The sequence below is a fragment of the Flavobacterium sp. genome (assembly GCF_043760115.1).
Taxonomy (GTDB): Bacteria; Bacteroidota; Bacteroidia; order Flavobacteriales; family Flavobacteriaceae; genus Flavobacterium.
Map to the genome: position 1 here is coordinate 1 of NZ_JAYUPK010000105.1, position 18104 is coordinate 18104.

General features: G+C 28.5%; 18 protein-coding genes. 8 read left to right on the top strand and 10 right to left on the bottom strand.

Annotated elements, in window-relative coordinates:
- Window positions 1-200 precede the first annotated feature (200 nt).
- The 8 genes from ACH2BC_RS09030 to ACH2BC_RS09065 all read right to left on the bottom strand — a co-directional run bounded on the left by ACH2BC_RS09030 (window position 201) and on the right by ACH2BC_RS09065 (window position 6332).
- Window positions 201-698 (bottom strand): CAP domain-containing protein, encoded by a 498-nt coding sequence (locus tag ACH2BC_RS09030; RefSeq protein ID WP_395053669.1) that lies wholly within the window; start codon window positions 696-698, stop codon window positions 201-203.
- Between the two features lie 182 nt (window positions 699-880).
- Entirely contained in the window at window positions 881-1525 is a 645-nt protein-coding gene (gene pdxH, locus ACH2BC_RS09035; protein ID WP_395053670.1) for a pyridoxamine 5'-phosphate oxidase, read from the bottom strand.
- A 209-nt stretch (window positions 1526-1734) separates the two neighbouring features.
- On the bottom strand, window positions 1735-2640 hold the full coding sequence (locus ACH2BC_RS09040) for a ribonuclease Z (protein ID WP_395053671.1): 906 nt from the start codon (window positions 2638-2640) through the stop codon (window positions 1735-1737).
- A gap of 237 nt (window positions 2641-2877) precedes the next feature.
- Window positions 2878-3207 carry a ribonuclease Z gene (locus ACH2BC_RS09045; RefSeq protein ID WP_395053672.1) on the bottom strand — a complete coding sequence of 110 codons (330 nt, stop codon included), beginning with the start codon at window positions 3205-3207 and terminating at the stop codon, window positions 2878-2880.
- Window positions 3204-4121, bottom strand: a complete 918-nt coding sequence (locus tag ACH2BC_RS09050; RefSeq protein ID WP_395053673.1) for a tetratricopeptide repeat protein — start codon at window positions 4119-4121, stop codon at window positions 3204-3206. Before ACH2BC_RS09050 ends, ACH2BC_RS09045 begins: the two co-directional genes overlap by 4 nt.
- Window positions 4122-5051 (bottom strand): aspartate carbamoyltransferase catalytic subunit, encoded by a 930-nt coding sequence (locus tag ACH2BC_RS09055; RefSeq protein WP_395053674.1) that lies wholly within the window; start codon window positions 5049-5051, stop codon window positions 4122-4124.
- Between the two features lie 5 nt (window positions 5052-5056).
- Window positions 5057-5614, bottom strand: a complete 558-nt coding sequence (gene pyrR / locus ACH2BC_RS09060) for a bifunctional pyr operon transcriptional regulator/uracil phosphoribosyltransferase PyrR (RefSeq protein ID WP_395053675.1) — start codon at window positions 5612-5614, stop codon at window positions 5057-5059.
- A gap of 121 nt (window positions 5615-5735) precedes the next feature.
- A complete protein-coding gene (locus ACH2BC_RS09065; protein WP_395053676.1) occupies window positions 5736-6332 on the bottom strand; it encodes a glutathione peroxidase in 597 nt (198 codons plus the stop codon).
- Window positions 6333-6501: 169 nt separating this feature from the next.
- Between ACH2BC_RS09065 and ACH2BC_RS09070 the strand changes: the two genes are divergently transcribed.
- Together ACH2BC_RS09070 and ACH2BC_RS09075 are read left to right on the top strand one after the other, a co-directional pair.
- Window positions 6502-7032, top strand: a complete 531-nt coding sequence (locus tag ACH2BC_RS09070) for an RNA polymerase sigma factor (protein ID WP_395053677.1) — start codon at window positions 6502-6504, stop codon at window positions 7030-7032.
- Window positions 7033-7821, top strand: a complete 789-nt coding sequence (locus ACH2BC_RS09075; protein ID WP_395053678.1) for an anti-sigma factor domain-containing protein — start codon at window positions 7033-7035, stop codon at window positions 7819-7821.
- Between the two features lie 275 nt (window positions 7822-8096).
- On the opposite strand, the gene ACH2BC_RS09080 is transcribed toward ACH2BC_RS09075, so the two are convergent.
- Together ACH2BC_RS09080 and ccsA are read right to left on the bottom strand one after the other, a co-directional pair.
- The gene (locus tag ACH2BC_RS09080) at window positions 8097-8339 is read right to left on the bottom strand and encodes a hypothetical protein (RefSeq protein WP_395053679.1); all 243 of its coding nucleotides are present in this window, start codon (window positions 8337-8339) and stop codon (window positions 8097-8099) included.
- 91 nt (window positions 8340-8430) lie between these two features.
- Window positions 8431-11613: a cytochrome c biogenesis protein CcsA gene (gene ccsA, locus ACH2BC_RS09085; RefSeq protein WP_395053680.1), complete on the bottom strand. Its 3183-nt coding sequence runs from the start codon at window positions 11611-11613 to the stop codon at window positions 8431-8433.
- A 181-nt stretch (window positions 11614-11794) separates the two neighbouring features.
- Here ccsA and ACH2BC_RS09090 point away from each other — a divergent pair, with 181 nt between their 5' ends.
- From ACH2BC_RS09090 to ACH2BC_RS09115, 6 genes are all read left to right on the top strand, one after another.
- On the top strand, window positions 11795-13150 hold the full coding sequence (locus tag ACH2BC_RS09090; RefSeq protein ID WP_395053681.1) for a 7TM diverse intracellular signaling domain-containing protein: 1356 nt from the start codon (window positions 11795-11797) through the stop codon (window positions 13148-13150).
- Between the two features lie 68 nt (window positions 13151-13218).
- Window positions 13219-13836 (top strand): response regulator, encoded by a 618-nt coding sequence (locus ACH2BC_RS09095; protein ID WP_395053682.1) that lies wholly within the window; start codon window positions 13219-13221, stop codon window positions 13834-13836.
- 82 nt (window positions 13837-13918) lie between these two features.
- Window positions 13919-15142, top strand: a complete 1224-nt coding sequence (locus tag ACH2BC_RS09100; RefSeq protein WP_395053683.1) for a hypothetical protein — start codon at window positions 13919-13921, stop codon at window positions 15140-15142.
- Between the two features lie 67 nt (window positions 15143-15209).
- Window positions 15210-16586, top strand: coding sequence for a DUF4215 domain-containing protein (locus ACH2BC_RS09105; protein ID WP_395053684.1), 1377 nt, complete (start codon window positions 15210-15212; stop codon window positions 16584-16586).
- Between the two features lie 79 nt (window positions 16587-16665).
- Window positions 16666-17427, top strand: coding sequence for a Rossmann-like and DUF2520 domain-containing protein (locus tag ACH2BC_RS09110; RefSeq protein ID WP_395053685.1), 762 nt, complete (start codon window positions 16666-16668; stop codon window positions 17425-17427).
- Window positions 17411-17938, top strand: a complete 528-nt coding sequence (locus ACH2BC_RS09115) for a KdsC family phosphatase (protein WP_395053686.1) — start codon at window positions 17411-17413, stop codon at window positions 17936-17938. The genes ACH2BC_RS09110 and ACH2BC_RS09115 overlap by 17 nt, the downstream gene beginning before the upstream one ends.
- Window positions 17939-18104 lie beyond the last annotated feature (166 nt).

The following is an 18104-nucleotide window of genomic DNA, read 5'->3' on the forward strand; positions in this document are numbered from 1 at the left end:
AGCGAAGAACAACATCAAGCCAACAGAAGATCAGAATTTATTATCACGAAATTGTAATATCTTTATATAACAATTGTTTAAACCCGGAAAACACTCAACTTATGTTGGGTGTTTTTTTTGGAGAAGAAAATATAGCGAAAAAAAAATCACGCCAAGAGACGTGATAATTTTCAAAAATCAAACAAAGTATAAATCAATTACTATTTTTTCATGAATATGTTAGTATAATATTTTTTTCCGTTGGTTGGATTAACTGTTATAGAAATTCCAAAATGAGTATAATCTCCATCTAAATTTATTTTGTGACCTGGACTGTTTTTCCAAGCGTGTAATGCAGAAGTTGGTGTTGAGAAATTATATGCAATGTTCTCTCCTACTTTTACAGCACCTAAAACTGCAATAATGTTACTAGAACGTTGATCGAAATAATCATGATTAACAACATTTTTTTCTATCATATAAAAATTATGTTCTTGTGATTTAAAAGAAATATGGTTTACAACTTCTAAAGCATTTTTACCTTGACTAACTCTGTACTCATTAATTAATTGAGCCAATTGAATTTCTTCTGAAGTAGAATCATAATTTGTTACAAGTGTAGCATCAATTGCAGCATCTGCAGATGAATCGTTAGAACATGATGACATAGAAAGTACCAATACGATTGGTAAGATCAAAGAAAGTAATTTTGTTTTCATAATTAGTAGGTTAAATTTAAAAGATAGATGTGGGGCAAATTTCTTTTGGGTTTATATTGTATGAACGTGTTTCTGATTTCGTTATACAATACTACTACTAAAATATTATTCAATCGCTAAAGTGCAACATAAAATCGATGAAATACATTGTTTTACAATTATTTTACTAATTTTTCTTACAATTAAGATGATAATCTTTCTATTTTCCAGTCGATAGAATTTTGCATTTTATATCTAATTCTGTCGTGTAATCTGTTTGGTCTTCCTTGCCAAAATTCTACTTCAAATGGTTTTACTAAAAATCCGCCCCAATTGTTAGGTCTTGGAATTTCTTTTCCTTGAAATTGGTTTTCTAGTTGTTTTAGTTTTTCTTCTAGAAATGCACGATTTGGTATTACTTCGCTTTGCGGTGAAACTATTGCACCAAGTTTACTTCCGTCTGGACGAGATGCAAAATAATTATCGGAAATACTTGACGCAACTTTACTTGCTGTTCCTTTTATAATGATTTGACGCTCTAGACTTGGCCAGAAAAACGATAAACATACGTTGGGATTGTTGGTTATTGCTTTTCCCTTTTCAGAATTATAATTGGTATAGAAAATAAATCCATCTTCGTTAAAGTTTTTTAAAAGTACAATTCTAGATTTTGGAAATCCGTCTAAACCTATGGTTGAAACTGTCATTGCGTTTACTTCTTCTACTCCACCAAAATCCTCAGTTTCGTGAAACCATTTATTAAATAAATTTATTGGATCTTGTGGAATTGAAGTTTCTACAAGTTCGCTTTTATCGTATGATTTTCTGTAGTTGCTTAAATCTTTCATTTATTTATAATGTTGTTGTGTTATTGAGTTGCTAAGTTACTGAGATTTTGTTTTAATTAAAAATAAATACAAAAATGATTAATAAGTTAGCCCAGATTGAATGGAAATCCTTTTTTTAATTGCCTTGGGTTGAAAACCCAAGGCAATTAAAAAAAGATTGGAATGAAAGCTGGAAAATGGTAGATAAATAAAGACCAAGCCATTTGCTTCTAGAAATTAAATTCTTTACCATCATCGGCAATTTGAGTATTCTCGAAAACGGTTTGTGCTTGTTGTTTAAACAATTCAATATCGCCATAACGTGTTGAAAAATGTCCTAAAATTAGGTTTTTTACATTGGCTTTGGCTGCAATTGTGGCTGCTTGAATGGCTGTACAATGCATTGTTTTGGTGGCAAGATGTGCTTCTGACTCTAAAAAAGTACTTTCGTGATAGAGTACATCTACGTTTTGAATTATTGGAATTATGGCTTCGTTGTAAATGGTATCGCTACAAAAAGCATAGGTTTTATTGGGTTGTGGCGGAAAACTTAACTCGGAATTGGGAATTATGGTACCGTTTTCTAGTGTAATATTGCCACCGTTTTTTATTTTGTTATAATATACTTTGTCTATATTATAATGTTCTACCTTATTAATATCTACTTTTCTAAGGGTATTTTTTTCTTGAAATAAGTATCCGTTGGTGTAAATGCGATGTGATAGTGGAATTGTTTTTACCAAAACAGTGTCATCTTCAAATAGTATTTGTGATTCTGTAGCTTCTAATTCGTGAAAAAAAAGTTGATAACCTGTATATGAACCTGAATATTTTAGTTGTAAAAGTATAATTTCTTTTATGCCTTTTGGACCAAAAACGTGTAAATCATTTTCACGATTAAGCAACATAAAGGTAGAAATTAATCCAACTAATCCATAAAAATGATCACCGTGAAGGTGGGAAATGAAAATATGACTTATTTTGGAAAACTTGACTTTGCTTTTTCGCAATTGCACTTGAGTTCCTTCGGCACAATCTATTAAAAAAACTTTATTTTTTATTTCTAATACTTGTGCTGTTGGGTTGGAAATTGTTCGTGGTGTTGCGGCATAACAGCCAAGAATGGTGAGTTTCATTGTTTATGTTGCGTTATTATCTTTGTCTATCGTTGAATTAACTTTTTTACTATAACGCAAAATTTGTATAATAGACAAAACCAATATTAACGCATTGATGGCTAATTTTAAATAATCAAACTGATTGGTTTTAAAAGCAGTAAACAATCTACTTGTAAATAAAAAGGTGAAAATAAATAAGAATACAACGTATATGTATAATTTAACTTTGTTGGAAAGCATCATAATTAATTGGTTTTAAAATCCTAAATCGCGTTCTATTTCTTCCATTTCTATACAATCATTGGCTTCTTGAATTGACGGCACAACAGAGATTTTAGTTGGAACTGCATTATAATCTATATCATTGGCAACAATTACAAATGATTTTTTATTTTTTTTGTGGGTTTTAGATGCTTCTGCAAATAGTTTAATGTCTTTTACAGTTACATTAGTTGTAGTTAAATCAATAATTAGGTTTTGAATTTTGAAATTGATTAGTTCAGTAATTATATTTTCTATGAAAGAATTAATATCTGAACTTGTATTTTTTATAATTGTGGTTTTGTCTTTATTTTCTATTTTCATTTAATTTCTTTTTTTCTGAATACCTTATATAATATCAAAATTACTAAAATAGTTACTAATCCTATTAATAGATAATTTAAATATTTATAAATTAAATTATTGTCAAAACTACTATTTTGTACATTTTTAAAAATAGATTTTTTACTTATCGATTTATATTCAATTAATCTTTTATCTATAATATCATTTTCAAAACCATATTTTTTAGACAAATTATAAATATCTATAACACTATTATTTCGTAACATAAAATCGATATTACCTAATTCAAAAAGCAAAAGTGCAATGATTTTATCTTTATCTTTAATAAACGTTATTCTTTCATTTAATTGATAAAATAATGCCATTCTTAACTTTCTTAATTCTTCTTTAGATAATTTTGATGTTGGATGTAATTCATTTCCAAAATCTTTTCCAATTAAAAATTTAGAATTTACTAAACTGTTATCAATTTTAGCTTTTAGTATATTTATATGAATCCATTCTGAATTATAATGTGACTTTGGATTAATTTTTACAGATTTCTCTATCCAAAACAAAGCAGATTCATCATTTCCAATTAATTCATAAATAGTTCCAAGATTAGAAGCTGTAGAATATCTGTTTGGAAATTGCTTTTCTATATTGATATACAATTCAATTGCTTCTTGATACTTTTTTTCAATAATTAATAGAACTCCAATATCAGATAAATAACTAATATCATTAGTTTTCTTGTATAAACTATCTAATTGATTTTTCACTTTTGAATATTTTTTTGAATCTCCAAAAAAACTATGACCAAGTGGAATTTCAAAACCATGATCATTAAATAAATAGAAACCATTTTTTAATAGTTTAGTTTCACCATTTATACATGAAAATGAATTTTGAAAAAAGAACAAAACCAAAAATATTATTATCTTATGTTTCATTTACTGTTTAATTTTAGATGCCAATAAATAAATTACTGCCATTCTAATTGCAACTCCGTTTTCTACTTGGTCTAGAATTACAGATTGACTAGAATCTGCAACATCTGATGTAATTTCTACTCCACGATTTATTGGTCCAGGATGCATTATTACAATTTCTTTATTTAATGAATCTAGTAATGCTTTGTCAACACCATATTGTTGTGCATATTCTCTTGTTGATGGAAAATAATTTACATCCATACGCTCGTTTTGAACTCGCAACATATTGGCAACATCGCACCATTCTAATGCTTTTCTAAGGTTAGATTCTACCGTAACGCCAAGACTTTCAATGTATTTTGGGATTAATGTTTTTGGTCCGCATACTTTAACTTCTGCACCTTGCATTTGCAAAGCATAAATATTAGAAAGTGCTACTCTAGAATGCAATACATCGCCAACAATTACTACTTTTTTACCAGCAACTTCGCCTAGTTTTTCTCTTATAGAATAACTATCCAGTAATGCTTGAGTTGGATGTTCGTGTGCACCATCGCCAGCATTTATTATACTTGCTTTTACGTTTTGAGAAAGAAAATAGGCCGAACCTGGATTGGCATGACGCATTACAACCATATCAACTTTCATTGCCAAAATATTATTTACAGTATCTATAAGTGTTTCTCCTTTTTTTACTGAAGATTGTGCTGCTGAGAAACTAATAACATCTGCCGAAAGGCGTTTTTGAGCTAATTCAAATGATAATTTTGTTCGTGTACTGTTTTCAAAAAAAATATTTGCAATGGTAATATCTCTAAGCGAAGGAACTTTTTTTATTGGTCTATTGATAACTTCTTTAAAATGATCGGCAGTTTCAAAAATGAGTTGAATGTCTTCTGGCTGAAGGTATTTTATTCCTAATAAATGGTTTACTGAAAGTTCTGTCATTTTTTTTAGCTTGAAGGTTGTAAATTATTAGATACTAAATAAACTGAATCTTCTCCATCATTTTCTTGCCAACATACTTTTACTTTATCATTGTTTATGGCATCAACTTGTCTTCCTCTATAATCGGGTTGAATTGGTAAATGTCTGCTAAATCGTCTATCTATTAAAACTAAAAGTTCAATTTCTGATGGTCTTCCAAAGGATTGAATTGCCGATAATGCTGCGTTTATACTTCGTCCTGTGTAAAGAACATCGTCTATAAAAACTACTTTTTTATTTTCTACAATAAAATTAATTTCAGTTTTATTGGCTTCTAGCGATTTTTCTCCTCTTCTAAAATCGTCTCTAAAGAAAGTAATGTCTAGAAATCCTAAATGAATATTGTTTACGTTATATTCGTTTTGTAAAATATTTTTTATTCTTTGTGCTAAAAATTTTCCTCTTGGTTGTAGACCAATTAAAATTGTATTAGAAAAATCAAGGTGTTTTTCGATTAACTGACAAGCCAAACGATGCAGAATTATAGTAACTTCTTTAGAAGTGAGCAATGTTTTTTGACTCATATATGAAGTGTTGCGTTTGGTGAGTAAAAGTAAATAAAAATTATGAATTTTAAGAAGTTGAATAAAACAAAAAATCCTATTACAATTTGCAACAGGATTTTCTATAATTTAAGAATAACGATTAAGCTTTTACCCAACTTACAATTTCTTCGCTCATTGGTGTAATATTTGGTGCAATTACCGTTTCTAACTCGCCTTTTTCGTTAATTAAATATTTTTGAAAATTCCATTCAACATCGCTGTCTTTTAATCCGTTTTTAGATTTTTGAGTTAAAAATTTATATAAATCGCACATATCATTTCCTTTAACAGAAACTTTACTCATCATTGGAAAAGTAACTCCGTAATTCTTTTGGCAAAATGCACCAATTTCACTATCTGTTCCTGGTTCTTGAGAAGCAAAATTGTTGGCAGGAAAACCTATTACAACAAAACCTTCTGAACTATAGTTTTTATATAATTCTTCTAATTCAGCATACTGTGGAGTTAAACCACATTTAGATGCAGTATTTACTATTAAAATTTTCTTTCCTTTTAAGGTAGAAAAATCAAATAAATTTCCTTCTAAATCTTTTACTTTAAATTGATAAATGGTTTCTTTTGTCATAATTTTTTCAGATAATTTTTCTTTTTTATTAGATTTTGCAGCTGTTTGAGCTTGATTATTACAACTTATCAATGCAAATAAAGAAATGAATAGTAGCGATTTGAATTTCATAATATAATTTAAGTTAACAAAATTACATAATTAAAAACTGTAATGATGTAAGTACTATAACTAATAAATTGTTAAAATTTACGTATTAATTAAAACCAAGAAAATATTTATTACGTAAATACCTTTACTCTTTAAAAAATAACTAATTTTGAAACACAAGTAACAACTTATGACACAAGAAGACATTTTACCCTTAATTTTAAAAAAAGACGATAAAGCGTTTACTACGTTGTACAATATGTACCATAAAAGTCTTTTTACAGTAATTACCAACTTAATTAGAGAACAAGAAGAAGCCGAAGATGTTTTGCAAGAAGTATTTGTAAAAATATGGAAAAACATTGAATCTTATAATGAATCTAAAGGACGTTTTTATACTTGGATTTTAAATATTGCTAGAAACACTGCAATTGATAAACTTCGTTCCAAGGGTTTTAACAACAGTCAAAAAAACCTATCGGCAGATAATTTCGTACATCTATTGGATGACAGTAACAAGTTAACAAATAGGATCGATACTATTGGAATTAAAGAATTTGTTCAAAAATTGAAGCCCAAATGTATACAACTTATTGAACTTTTATTTTTTCAAGGTTATACACAACAAGAAGCTTCAGACGAACTTGAAATTCCGCTAGGAACTGTTAAAACTCAAAATAGAAATTGTATTAACGATTTAAGAAATTATTTAAAACTATAAATGGATACACAAGAATATATAGCATCTGGAATTTTAGAACTTTATGTTTATGGTATATTAAACGAAAGTGAAACTAAAGAAATTAGCGATTTAGCCAAAACCAATTCAGAAATTAAAAACGAAATTATTGCTATTGAAAAAGCAATTGTAAATTTATCTAGCAGCTTTTCTCCTCAAGTTTCTGCCGAAGTTTTTGAAAAAATTAGAGCTAAACTGGAACTTAAACATACTAAGGTTATAGAAATGAAACCTAAATCTAATATTAGTCAATATTTGGGTTGGGCAGCATCATTTGCATTGTTGCTTGGCGCAGGATATTTATACACTCAACTTAATGAAAGTAATTCTTCAATAAAAACAATTGAAACTGAAAAATCGGTTGTTGAGAAACAAGTTCTAGATTTAGAACTTAAAAATAAAGAAACTGCAACAGCGTTAAGCGTTATTAGAGATACAAAAAATACTGTTATAACTCTTGGTGGACAAGCAATTGCACCTGAAAGTTTTGCTAAAATTTATTGGAATCAAGAAGCGCAAACTGTTTATGTTGATGCTAGTGGATTACCAGAACCACCAGAAGGAAAAGTGTATCAAATATGGTCGTTAAAATTAAAACCAGCTTTAACACCAACAAGTATTGGATTATTGGAAAATTTTAAAGAAAACGGTCAAAAAATATTTGCTGTGAGTGGAACTACTGGAGCAGAAGCTTTTGGAATTACTCTTGAACCTACTGGCGGAAGTGCTTCGCCAACAATGGAACAATTATATACTTTGGGAAAAGTATAATTTAAACCCTATTTAAAATAAAAGGTTCTACGAAAGTGGAACCTTTTTTTTTGTAAAAAAAATATAAATTTTAATTGAAATTTATAGTTAGCCCAGATGGAAATGGAAAGCATTATGAAATAAAAAAAATACATCTCTTAAATTAAAAAAGCGACTGCAAGAAGCTCTTTTTAATTTTTAGAAATGTATTTTTTATTTTATAATCTTGAAATGTAAAGCTGGAAGTTGCTACTTAAATAGCAAATCTTAATAAATATTTTATACATGTAGTTAAATTATTTTCTAAAGAATACTATTGCTAATGTAACCGCAATTTGTCCTATCCAAAAAATAAACATCCATTTAATTATATCAGATTTTGTTTCGGCTAAATCTACCTTTGTTGCAATAACATCTTTTTCTTTTTCAATAGAACGCTTCACTTTGCTTTCTACATATTCTGAAAGCGCTTTAGCTTCGCTTTCGCCAAGTTTACCTTTTAAAATAATGTACATTTCTATGCTTGAAATAGAATTCATAATTAATATATTTATACAAACTTATAAAAGAAATAACATTATACAATTTTGATAACATATTATTTAACTAAAAGTAGTTGCAAAATTGAAATTACTTAAATACTCGCTTATTTTTAATGTAAGAAACCGTTCCAAGAATTGCTAGAATAACTAACGAATAATAAAATTCTGTTGGCGTAACTACTTTATCTCCAGAAGCATAAGAATGCAAACCTGTTAAATAGAAATTCACTCCAAAATAGGTCATCATTATAGAATAAAATGCCATAATACTCATTAAATTATAAATCCATTTTCCGCGTAATGCTGGTACAAACCTTGCGTGAATTACAAATGCATAAATCATAATACTTATTAACGCCCAAGTTTCTTTTGGATCCCAACCCCAATATCTTCCCCAAGATTCATTTGCCCATTGTCCGCCAAGAAAGTTACCAATTGTTAGCATTACAAGTCCAATTGTAAGTGCCATTTCATTGATAAAGGTTATTTCTTTTATGTGCAAATCCATTTTTACTTTGTTCTTTTCGTTGGAACAAATTATTAAAATTAACGATACAACTCCAAGTACCATTCCGAGTGTAAACGGACCATAACTTGCTACAATTACCGCAACGTGAATCATTAACCAATAGGAATTTAAAACTGGTTGTAGGTTGGCAATTGCTGGATCCATCCAATTCCAGTGCGCAATCATTAATATCATTGAAGCCACAAATGTTCCTGATGCAACTGTAAGCTTAGATTTTCTATCGAATGCAAGCGTAAAAAACATTGTTGCCCAAGCTACATAAATCATACTTTCGTACGAATCGCTCCAAGGTGCGTGACCAGAAATATACCAACGTGTTATTAAACCAAGTGTGTGAATTGCAAATAAAATTCCGATTAAAATATGAAAACCATTAATTACATATCTAATTTTTTTACTTTCAAAAAAGATATTGATTATGGTAATTAAAAGCATTAAACATCCTGCTGTCATATACAACCAAAACAGGTTTTTAAAAACATCGTATTTATTGTATGCAATTTCAGAAGAAATTTTTTCATCACTTGGTCTTACTTTGCCTCCAAACTTTTTTTGATAATCTTCTAAACCTACCAACATAGAGTTAGCCATAGTATAATTATTATTTTTGGTAGCTTTAGCAAGCGATTCTAAATAATATGGAAATGCAGTTTTTATTGTATCTAACGCTGTTCCTGTTGGTTGACTCAATTCTAAGTTGGAAACCCATTTATTGTTTTTATCATTTGGAATTGGATAAATTTTTAAAATATTTCCAAACAATGCTTTGCTTAATAAAACAACTCTTTTATCTGCTTCAATAATATCTTTTTGAAAATTATTTTTAATTTCTGCTCGAGCTGCATCTTTTAAAAATGGCGCTAGTTTGTAATTTCCTTTTGCATCAAAAAAGCTTTTAAAAGTGGCATATTTATCTTTAGCTTTTATACCTAATGTTTTTCGTATACTGTCATTTCCTGTTTTAATATATATAAATGATACTTCTTCCCAAGCAAATGGAAATTGCATCATTGAAAGAAAAACTTGATCAGAATTCATACCATTATAAGTATCGCTTTTACTTACTTTTCTTAGCAATTCTGATGAAAAAGTATTAATAGGTTTCATTCGTCCGCCGTCGTCTTGTATAATTAAACGACCAAATTTTTCAGCTTGCTGTAACGGAACTTTATATTTTAAAATAGAATCTAAATAATTAAATTTTGCATTACCTTTTAATTGAACTTCAGTTTTATGACTTGCTTCATTAGAATGATTATGACCATCGTTTTCTGAATGTGTTTGAGAAAATCCAGCAAATGAAATTAAAAATACAAGTACAGAAATTAATTTTGCTTTCTTTGATTTTACAACTTCTAGTTTGCGTTTTAAATCGTCAAATCGTGTGTTTTTAGTAAATAAAATAGCCATCATTGCAAAGAAAAGCATGAAATATCCAATGTAAGTAATTAAAGTTCCCCAAAAATCGTGGTTTACAGAAAGTACAGTTCCTTTTTCATCTGGCGCAAATGAAGCTTGAAAAAATCTAAAACCACTTTTGTCTAAAATATGGTTCATATATATTTCTTCGTCTTCATTTTTTCCATTATCTTGAACAGTTACTTTACTTTTATAAGATGAATAACTGTTTTCTGTTCCAGGATATTTCTCTGCAATAAAATCGTTCAATTTTATTTTAAATGGCAACGTGTATACTTTACTTCCAAAAAACAAAGTGTAATCTAGTTTTCCTATTTTTACTGTATAAGGTTCGCTTTGTTTTCCTCTAGAACCAACAAGAGTTGCGTCTTTGGTTTGACCTTGAGAAGTGATTGAAACAACTAAAGCATCGTCGCCTTTTTTAGCTTTATAATCGCCACTAGACTTATAATCTTTTACACCTTTTATTGGTTGATCTGGAAAAACAAATTGCGCTTGACCTAGATTATACAACGAACGAAACATTATTGGTTGTACACTATTTTTTTCAACTTTACCTTGAAATTTATCTGCCATTCTCATAAATTGTCCATCAAATGGAGCTTCAATTGAAGTAGTTTTTCCGTCAGACGTTATATTAATTGCACCTTGAGTTGGTTTGTTTAAAGCAAATAAAACATTGTGAATATTTTGAACTTCGCCTTCAATTATAAAATGTTCGTGTCGTGTTCCATCAGTAGATTCTACTAATTTTAAATGTAATTTTCCGTTAGGTGTTTTCTTTACGGTTTCTTTTACATCCATAATAAAATTTTTATATTTTATTTCTGTTGCTATTTCATCAAACTCATCTGAAATTGAAAAATTACTATTGGCAGCTTGCGACAACAACAACGATTTTTCTATAGTTTTTCTTTTTACTTGACCTTTATATTCGCCATCAATAAAAATAGTAAGGTAATTTTTATCAGAGTAAAATTGGTTAGAACTTTCGCCTTCGGTAATTGGCATCATTCCTTCATAACTAATATATCTGGTAATTACTGCTCCAAGAATAATAAAAATCCATGACAAATGCATTAATAAAGTTGCCCATTTTTCTTTTTTATGCAATTGATAACGTTTTATATTTCCGAAGAAATTAATCAAGAAAAAAACATGAATAGCTTCAAACCACCACGAATTATAAATTATAATCCTTGCAGTATCTGTATTGTATTCGCTTTCTATAAAAGTTCCTGCTGCCATTGCTGCTGCATATCCAATAAATAAAACAGCCATTAATCGTGTTGAGAACAGTAGTGATAAAATCTTTTTTTGCATGATGCGGAATCCTATTTTTTAAGTAGTGCAAAAGTAATTATAAATACTTAATTTCTAACCGATTTTAATATGGATTTAAGTGTTTTTTATGACGTGTTTACTTGAACTGATTTTTACAATAAAATTTGAAAAAAAATCTTTTTAATTATATTTTATACTTTAGCAAATTAATATTTCTAAGATGGGTCAAGATTATTCTATTTCTATTTTAACTGTAATCATTTTAGGTTCTATATTACTTGCATTTATATATCATATTGTTCTTTATTGTTTTAGCAAAGACAAATTAATAATTCATTATTTACTATACATTTTTTTTGCAGGTTTATTATCTTTAAATATTTCTGGCTTGTACTCATTATGGTTTGGTGCAACTATTAATTTATATAATTCAATTCACTTTAACGAAGCTACTCAGATAATTTATTTAGCATTTTATTTCAATTTTATATTACAATCTGTAGAAGTAGAAAAATCAAAAAGTACTTTTTTATATTATTCTTGGTTAAGCATAATGATTATATTAATTACTTATTCTGTTGTTAATGTAATTTTATCGTATAAATTGGGCGAATTTGACGATACTTATGGATTTTTTGGAATTCGAATATTTATTTTTGTTTTAACAGGAATGATGTTAATTAGATGTTACAAACTTAGAAACATCACTTTTCAACGTTACATTTTATATGGATGTTCTATTTATTTTATTATTGGATTAATAAGTTTTATAACTAATATGTATAGAACTCCAAATATGCTTATAAATCCTCCAGAATGGTTAATAATAGGAAGTTTTATTGATATTGTTTTCTTTTCAATAGCAATTAGTTATAGAAATAAACAACAATGGGAAAGTATAAATTTGGCATTACTCAACGACGCTAATGAGATTATTGCAATGCAAAATTTGGTGCTTGAAAAACAAAATGCATTAGAAGACGAAAGATCTAGAATTGCGACGGATATGCATGATGATCTTGGTAGCGGATTAACCCAAATTACGTATTTAAGTCAAATGGCAATGAATGATTTTGATAATAAAAGTAATTTATTTAAAATAAAAAAAACGGCTACCGATTTAGTTGAGAATATGAGTGAGATTATTTGGGCAATGAAAGAAGAGAACAATACGCTAGAAGATTTAATAACTTATATCAAAATATATTCTTTTGATTATTTAGAGAGTAATAAAATCGATACGCAAATTACTATTCCTGAACATTTTAATAAAATAATAGTAACTGGAAATAATAGAAAAAACATCTTTTTATGTGTTAAAGAATCTTTGCATAATATAGTAAAACATTCTAACGCTAAAAATGTAATAATAACTATTACTTATTTAGAAATTCTAGAAATAAAAATTCAGGATAATGGAATTGGTTTTACTAATCAATTAGAATTAAAAACATTAGGTAACGGTTTAAGAAATATGAAAAGTCGAATGGAAAAAACTGGTGGACAAATGGAAATTTTTAATAAAAATGGAGCAGTTACTTTATTTACTATTCCTATAAAAAAACTAAATCAATAAAATCAACCTAAAGTACTATTGACTAAATATTTTATGTAACTTTACTTTGTAAATTAAATTTTTAATACATGATTACAATTTGCATCATAGAAGATTTAATCGAAATTCAGAAAGGTTTACAATCTATTATCGAGACTGATTCTCGTTTTAGTTTACTTCAATCTTTTGAAAATGCCGAAGATGCAATTGCTCAATTACCATTACTAAATCCAGATATTGTACTTACAGACATTAATTTACCTAACAAAAGTGGTATTGATTGCATCACTGAAATAAAAGCTAAAATTCCAAATTCGCAATTCATTATGTTCACTATTTATGAAGATAACGATCAAGTTTTTGAGGCATTAAAAGCAGGTGCAAATGGATATATATTAAAAAATACTTCGCCCGAAAAAATAATTGAAGCATTAGTAGAACTAAATGACGGAGGAAGTCCAATGTCTCCCAAAATTGCTCGAAAAGTTTTAAGTTCATTTAATATATCTAATAATAATGTTTGCGAACTTATTTCTAAAAGAGAACTAGAAGTTTTAGAACTTTTAAGCAAAGGATTTTTATATAAAGAAATTGCTGATAAATTAAACATAGCAATAAGTACTGTAAAAAGACATCTTAATCATATTTATGCTAAACTACAAGTTCAAAATAAAACCGAAGCTGTAAATAAATTATATGGCAGATAAATTCTTCAAAATGAACCTTTTGGTGGATTGACAACTACTATTTCAAATACTATTTTTGAATTGAATTTTTAATTTAAAAGTTATGAAAAAAATAGTACTTTATTTTATTTTGATTTATTCTATTTCAAATTCTAATGCTCAAGTTGGAATAAATACTACAAACCCAACTTCAACACTCGATGTTAACGGACAAGTAACCATTGACCAAAAAAACTTTGGCGGTTATGGAGGTTTGCTAATTAAAGGCGATCAACCAGGAAATAATTATCCTAACATTGCATTTTCTATACTTAATGATACTGGAATTGATGAAATTGCTGGATATATTGGTGGAAACATCAATAATAATACTACAGGAAATGAAGCTATGGATTTAAGTTTTTTAACTTCTACAAATGGTCTTGGTGGTTTATCTGAAAAAATGCGAATAAAAGATAATGGAAATATTGGAATTGGTACTCCAAATCCTTCAACTAATTTACATTTAGTTTCTCCGTTTTCAAATCCTGTTATATTTGATGGCGGTTCTAATTTATTTATTTCATTTGCAGAAAATGGAGTTTTTCGAGGTTATTTTGGAAGTTATGCAGGTAATCCAGAAGATATAGAATTGGGAACTTACAGTGGAAATCTTGGAGCGATACATTTAACAACAAATAATACTCCTAAATTAACTGTAATCAACAATGGAAATGTTGGAATTGGAACTCCATCACCAACTGAAAAACTTGACATTGCAGGTAAAATAAAAATTACAGATGGAACTGAAGGAATAGGTAAAGTATTAGTAAGTGATGCTGTAGGTGTTGCATCTTGGGTTACTACAAACTCAATAAAATCAGCTGTAGCTGGTGTTTTTTTTGGTGCTGGTGCTAATATTGGTGCTGGTACTGTTGTTGGAGTTTCATCACCATCATCCTATTGTAATGCCTATATTGATTTGCCTCCAGGTAGATGGATGGTTTTTGGAACTTATCTTATAAACAATTCTACTACGCCTTTAACATCTGGACAAAGTGTTTGGGTAAGATGCGTATTCTCTCTAAGTAATGTAGCTTCATTACCAACATCTGATGTAATTTCTGGAGGATTAATTTCTGGTACTTTAACTGGTCCAAATGAATTTGGAATTGCTAATGGGCAAACAATTATTCAAAACCCAAATCCAATTGGTGGTGCAACTAAAAGATATTATGTATGGTCGGCGGTACAAAAATATGGAACCACAACTACAGCATTTTTTGTAAATGGCCTTGGTAGTTCTTTTTGGGGAGAAAATCAATTAACAGCAATTCCAATGAATTAAAATATGTAAAATATTGATATTCAAATATTTTTAATTAATTTTAACATAAATTTTAAATTTATATATTATGAAAAAAACATTTACAATTTCATTTTTTTTACTCATTGTAGCTTTTACTTATGGTCAAAATGAGTTTTTTAACAGTTATAAATACAATAATTCAAGTTCTAGTCAATCAATGTTTATATTTTACAAACCTGATTGTCCGTATTGTTTACAAATGGAAACTTCAATTGCTAACGATGTAATTTTTCAAAACCAAATTATCAAAAATTACAATGTACAATTTGTTAATATTTCTACAAACGAAGGTAAAACAATTGCACTGAAGTACAATATAACTGCTGTGCCAACAATAATTAAATTAAATTCAAATTCTGATGCAATTCAAATATTAAAAGGTTTTGGAACCGTATCTAGAGTAGCAAAATTTTTAAACTTAGAATATTTAAACTCAAATTTTATAAATGCTAAAAATAGTTTATTTATTTGTGGAAACGGAATAATTTCTGGAAGTGAAACTTGCGATGATGGCAACACAACAAGTAACGATGGTTGTAACTCTACTTGTAATGTTGAAACTGGTTATATTTGTGTTGGTACGCCAAGTAATTGTTCTTCAATTTGTGGTGATGGAATTATTGTAACTCCAGAACAATGTGATGATGGCAACTTAACTAATGGTGATGGTTGCAATTCTTCTTGCATAATTGAAGGTGGAACTATTTGTGGAAACGGAATAATTTCTGGAAGTGAAACGTGCGATGATGGCAACACAACAAGTAACGATGGTTGTAACTCGACTTGTAATGTTGAAACTGGTTATATTTGTGTTGGTTCACCAAGTAATTGTACTTCAATATGTGGTGATGGAATTATTGTAACTCCAGAACAATGTGATGATGGCAACTTAACTAATGGTGATGGTTGCAATTCTACTTGCATAATTGAAGGTAGTGTTATTTGTGGAAACGGAATTGTAGAAAGTGGCGAGCAATGCGATGATGCAAATAGTAGTAATGATGATTCTTGCATAAATACTTGTCAATTTGCACAATGTGGTGACGGTTATGTTAGAGTTGGTATTGAACAATGCGATGATGGAAACTCAGATAATGGCGATGAATGCAATAATACTTGCACTCTAACATTAGGAATAAGTGAAAACTTTTACTATACTTTTTTAACAATTTATCCCAACCCATTCAGTAATTTTTTAAATATATCGTTAAATTTAATTGAAAAATCTAATATTGAATTTACAATTATTGATATTAATGGAAGAATAATCCAATCAGTAAAAAAAGAAAATCAACTATTTGGTGAATTAAATTCTGTAATAAATCTGAACTCAAAACTTTCAACTGGTATTTATATTCTTAAAATTCAAATTACTAATTCAAGCGGAACTTTTATTGAATCTAAAAAAATAATTAAATTATAATAGCATTACAATCTATTTACTTAATTTTTTTAATAAAAAAGGTTTCACATTTCTGAAACCTTTTTTCTATTTTTACCAAATGATTGAAGTGGTAATTATAGGTTCAGGAAATGTAGCGCAACATTTAATTTCGGCTTTCGCCAAATGTGAAACTGTTGATGTAATTCAAGCATTTGCTAGAGATAAAAACTCGCTAACTCACCTACTCGATTCTAATAAAATAACTTCTAATTTTGCAGATTTAAAAGAAGCAGATTTATATATAATTTCAGTTTCTGATGATGCCATTGCCGAAGTTTCATCAAAAATTCCTTTTACAAATAAATTAATTGCACACACATCTGGAAGTTTTTCTATAGATGAATTAGATAATAAAAATCGAAAAGCAGTTTTTTATCCTTTACAAACCTTTTCTAAAAATGTAGCCATTAATTTTAAAGAAATTCCAATTTGTTTAGAAGCTAAAAATAAAGAAGATTATACTATTCTAGAAAAAGTGGCGCAAAATATTTCTAAAAAAACGTATAAAATAAATTCCAATCAACGAAAAGCATTACACGTTTCGGCAGTTTTTGTATGTAATTTTGTAAATCATTTATATCAAATAGGAAACGAAATTTGCCAAGAAAACCAACTTGATTTTGATATTTTAAAACCATTAATTCAAGAAACGGCTAATAAAATAATGAAACTTTCGTCAAATGATGCCCAAACCGGACCAGCAAAACGAAACGATACACAAACAATAAATTCACATTTAAATTTTTTATCTGACCAAAATCAGAAAGATATTTACAAAATGATAACCAAATCTATAATTGACAATGGAAAAAAGTTATAAAGAACTACTAAACGATATTACAACATTTATTTTTGATGTTGATGGCGTTTTAACAGACAGTTCGGTTCACGTTACAGAAACTGGCGAAATGCTACGAGTTATGAACATTCGCGATGGTTTTGCCATGAAAGCAGCATTAGAAAGTGGTTACAAAGTATGTATAATTTCTGGCGGAAACAATGAAGGCGTTAAAATTAGACTACGAAATTTGGGAATCCACGACATTCACCTGGCAAGCCCAAACAAGGTAGAAACTTTTAAAGAATACATTGAATTGTACACTATAAAACCAGAAAGTATTTTATACATGGGAGACGATATTCCAGATTATCACGTTATGAAATTAGTAGGTTTACCAACTTGTCCGCAAGATGCTTCGCCAGAAATTAAAGCAATTTCTAAGTACATTTCTCATAAAAACGGAGGAAAAGGCGCAGTAAGAGAAGTTATTGAGCAAGTGATGAAAGTACAAGGAAAATGGCATTTGTATTATGATGGAAAGCATGATTAGTTTGAGATGGAAGTTGGAAGTTGGAAGATGGAAGATGGAAGATTAATGATATTACAAATTTAATACAAAGCTGAATTCAAGTTACAAATGCAACTGGGTAAAAATAAATGAATTATTTTTCAAAAGAAAGGACTAAAAAGTCCTTCCCTCTGAATGGAATAAATTG

What these genes read in the sequence shown, in the direction of transcription:
- ACH2BC_RS09030 (WP_395053669.1), bottom strand. Translation starts at nt 698, where the DNA reads ATGAAAACAAAATTACTTTCTTTGATCTTACCAATCGTATTGGTACTT.
- pdxH (WP_395053670.1), bottom strand. Translation starts at nt 1,525, where the DNA reads ATGAAAGATTTAAGCAACTACAGAAAATCATACGATAAAAGCGAACTT.
- ACH2BC_RS09040 (WP_395053671.1), bottom strand. Translation starts at nt 2,640, where the DNA reads ATGAAACTCACCATTCTTGGCTGTTATGCCGCAACACCACGAACAATT.
- ACH2BC_RS09045 (WP_395053672.1), bottom strand. Translation starts at nt 3,207, where the DNA reads ATGAAAATAGAAAATAAAGACAAAACCACAATTATAAAAAATACAAGT.
- ACH2BC_RS09050 (WP_395053673.1), bottom strand. Translation starts at nt 4,121, where the DNA reads ATGAAACATAAGATAATAATATTTTTGGTTTTGTTCTTTTTTCAAAAT.
- ACH2BC_RS09055 (WP_395053674.1), bottom strand. Translation starts at nt 5,051, where the DNA reads ATGACAGAACTTTCAGTAAACCATTTATTAGGAATAAAATACCTTCAG.
- pyrR (WP_395053675.1), bottom strand. Translation starts at nt 5,614, where the DNA reads ATGAGTCAAAAAACATTGCTCACTTCTAAAGAAGTTACTATAATTCTG.
- ACH2BC_RS09065 (WP_395053676.1), bottom strand. Translation starts at nt 6,332, where the DNA reads ATGAAATTCAAATCGCTACTATTCATTTCTTTATTTGCATTGATAAGT.
- ACH2BC_RS09070 (WP_395053677.1), top strand. Translation starts at nt 6,502, where the DNA reads ATGACACAAGAAGACATTTTACCCTTAATTTTAAAAAAAGACGATAAA.
- ACH2BC_RS09075 (WP_395053678.1), top strand. Translation starts at nt 7,033, where the DNA reads ATGGATACACAAGAATATATAGCATCTGGAATTTTAGAACTTTATGTT.
- ACH2BC_RS09080 (WP_395053679.1), bottom strand. Translation starts at nt 8,339, where the DNA reads ATGAATTCTATTTCAAGCATAGAAATGTACATTATTTTAAAAGGTAAA.
- ccsA (WP_395053680.1), bottom strand. Translation starts at nt 11,613, where the DNA reads ATGCAAAAAAAGATTTTATCACTACTGTTCTCAACACGATTAATGGCT.
- ACH2BC_RS09090 (WP_395053681.1), top strand. Translation starts at nt 11,795, where the DNA reads ATGGGTCAAGATTATTCTATTTCTATTTTAACTGTAATCATTTTAGGT.
- ACH2BC_RS09095 (WP_395053682.1), top strand. Translation starts at nt 13,219, where the DNA reads ATGATTACAATTTGCATCATAGAAGATTTAATCGAAATTCAGAAAGGT.
- ACH2BC_RS09100 (WP_395053683.1), top strand. Translation starts at nt 13,919, where the DNA reads ATGAAAAAAATAGTACTTTATTTTATTTTGATTTATTCTATTTCAAAT.
- ACH2BC_RS09105 (WP_395053684.1), top strand. Translation starts at nt 15,210, where the DNA reads ATGAAAAAAACATTTACAATTTCATTTTTTTTACTCATTGTAGCTTTT.
- ACH2BC_RS09110 (WP_395053685.1), top strand. Translation starts at nt 16,666, where the DNA reads ATGATTGAAGTGGTAATTATAGGTTCAGGAAATGTAGCGCAACATTTA.
- ACH2BC_RS09115 (WP_395053686.1), top strand. Translation starts at nt 17,411, where the DNA reads ATGGAAAAAAGTTATAAAGAACTACTAAACGATATTACAACATTTATT.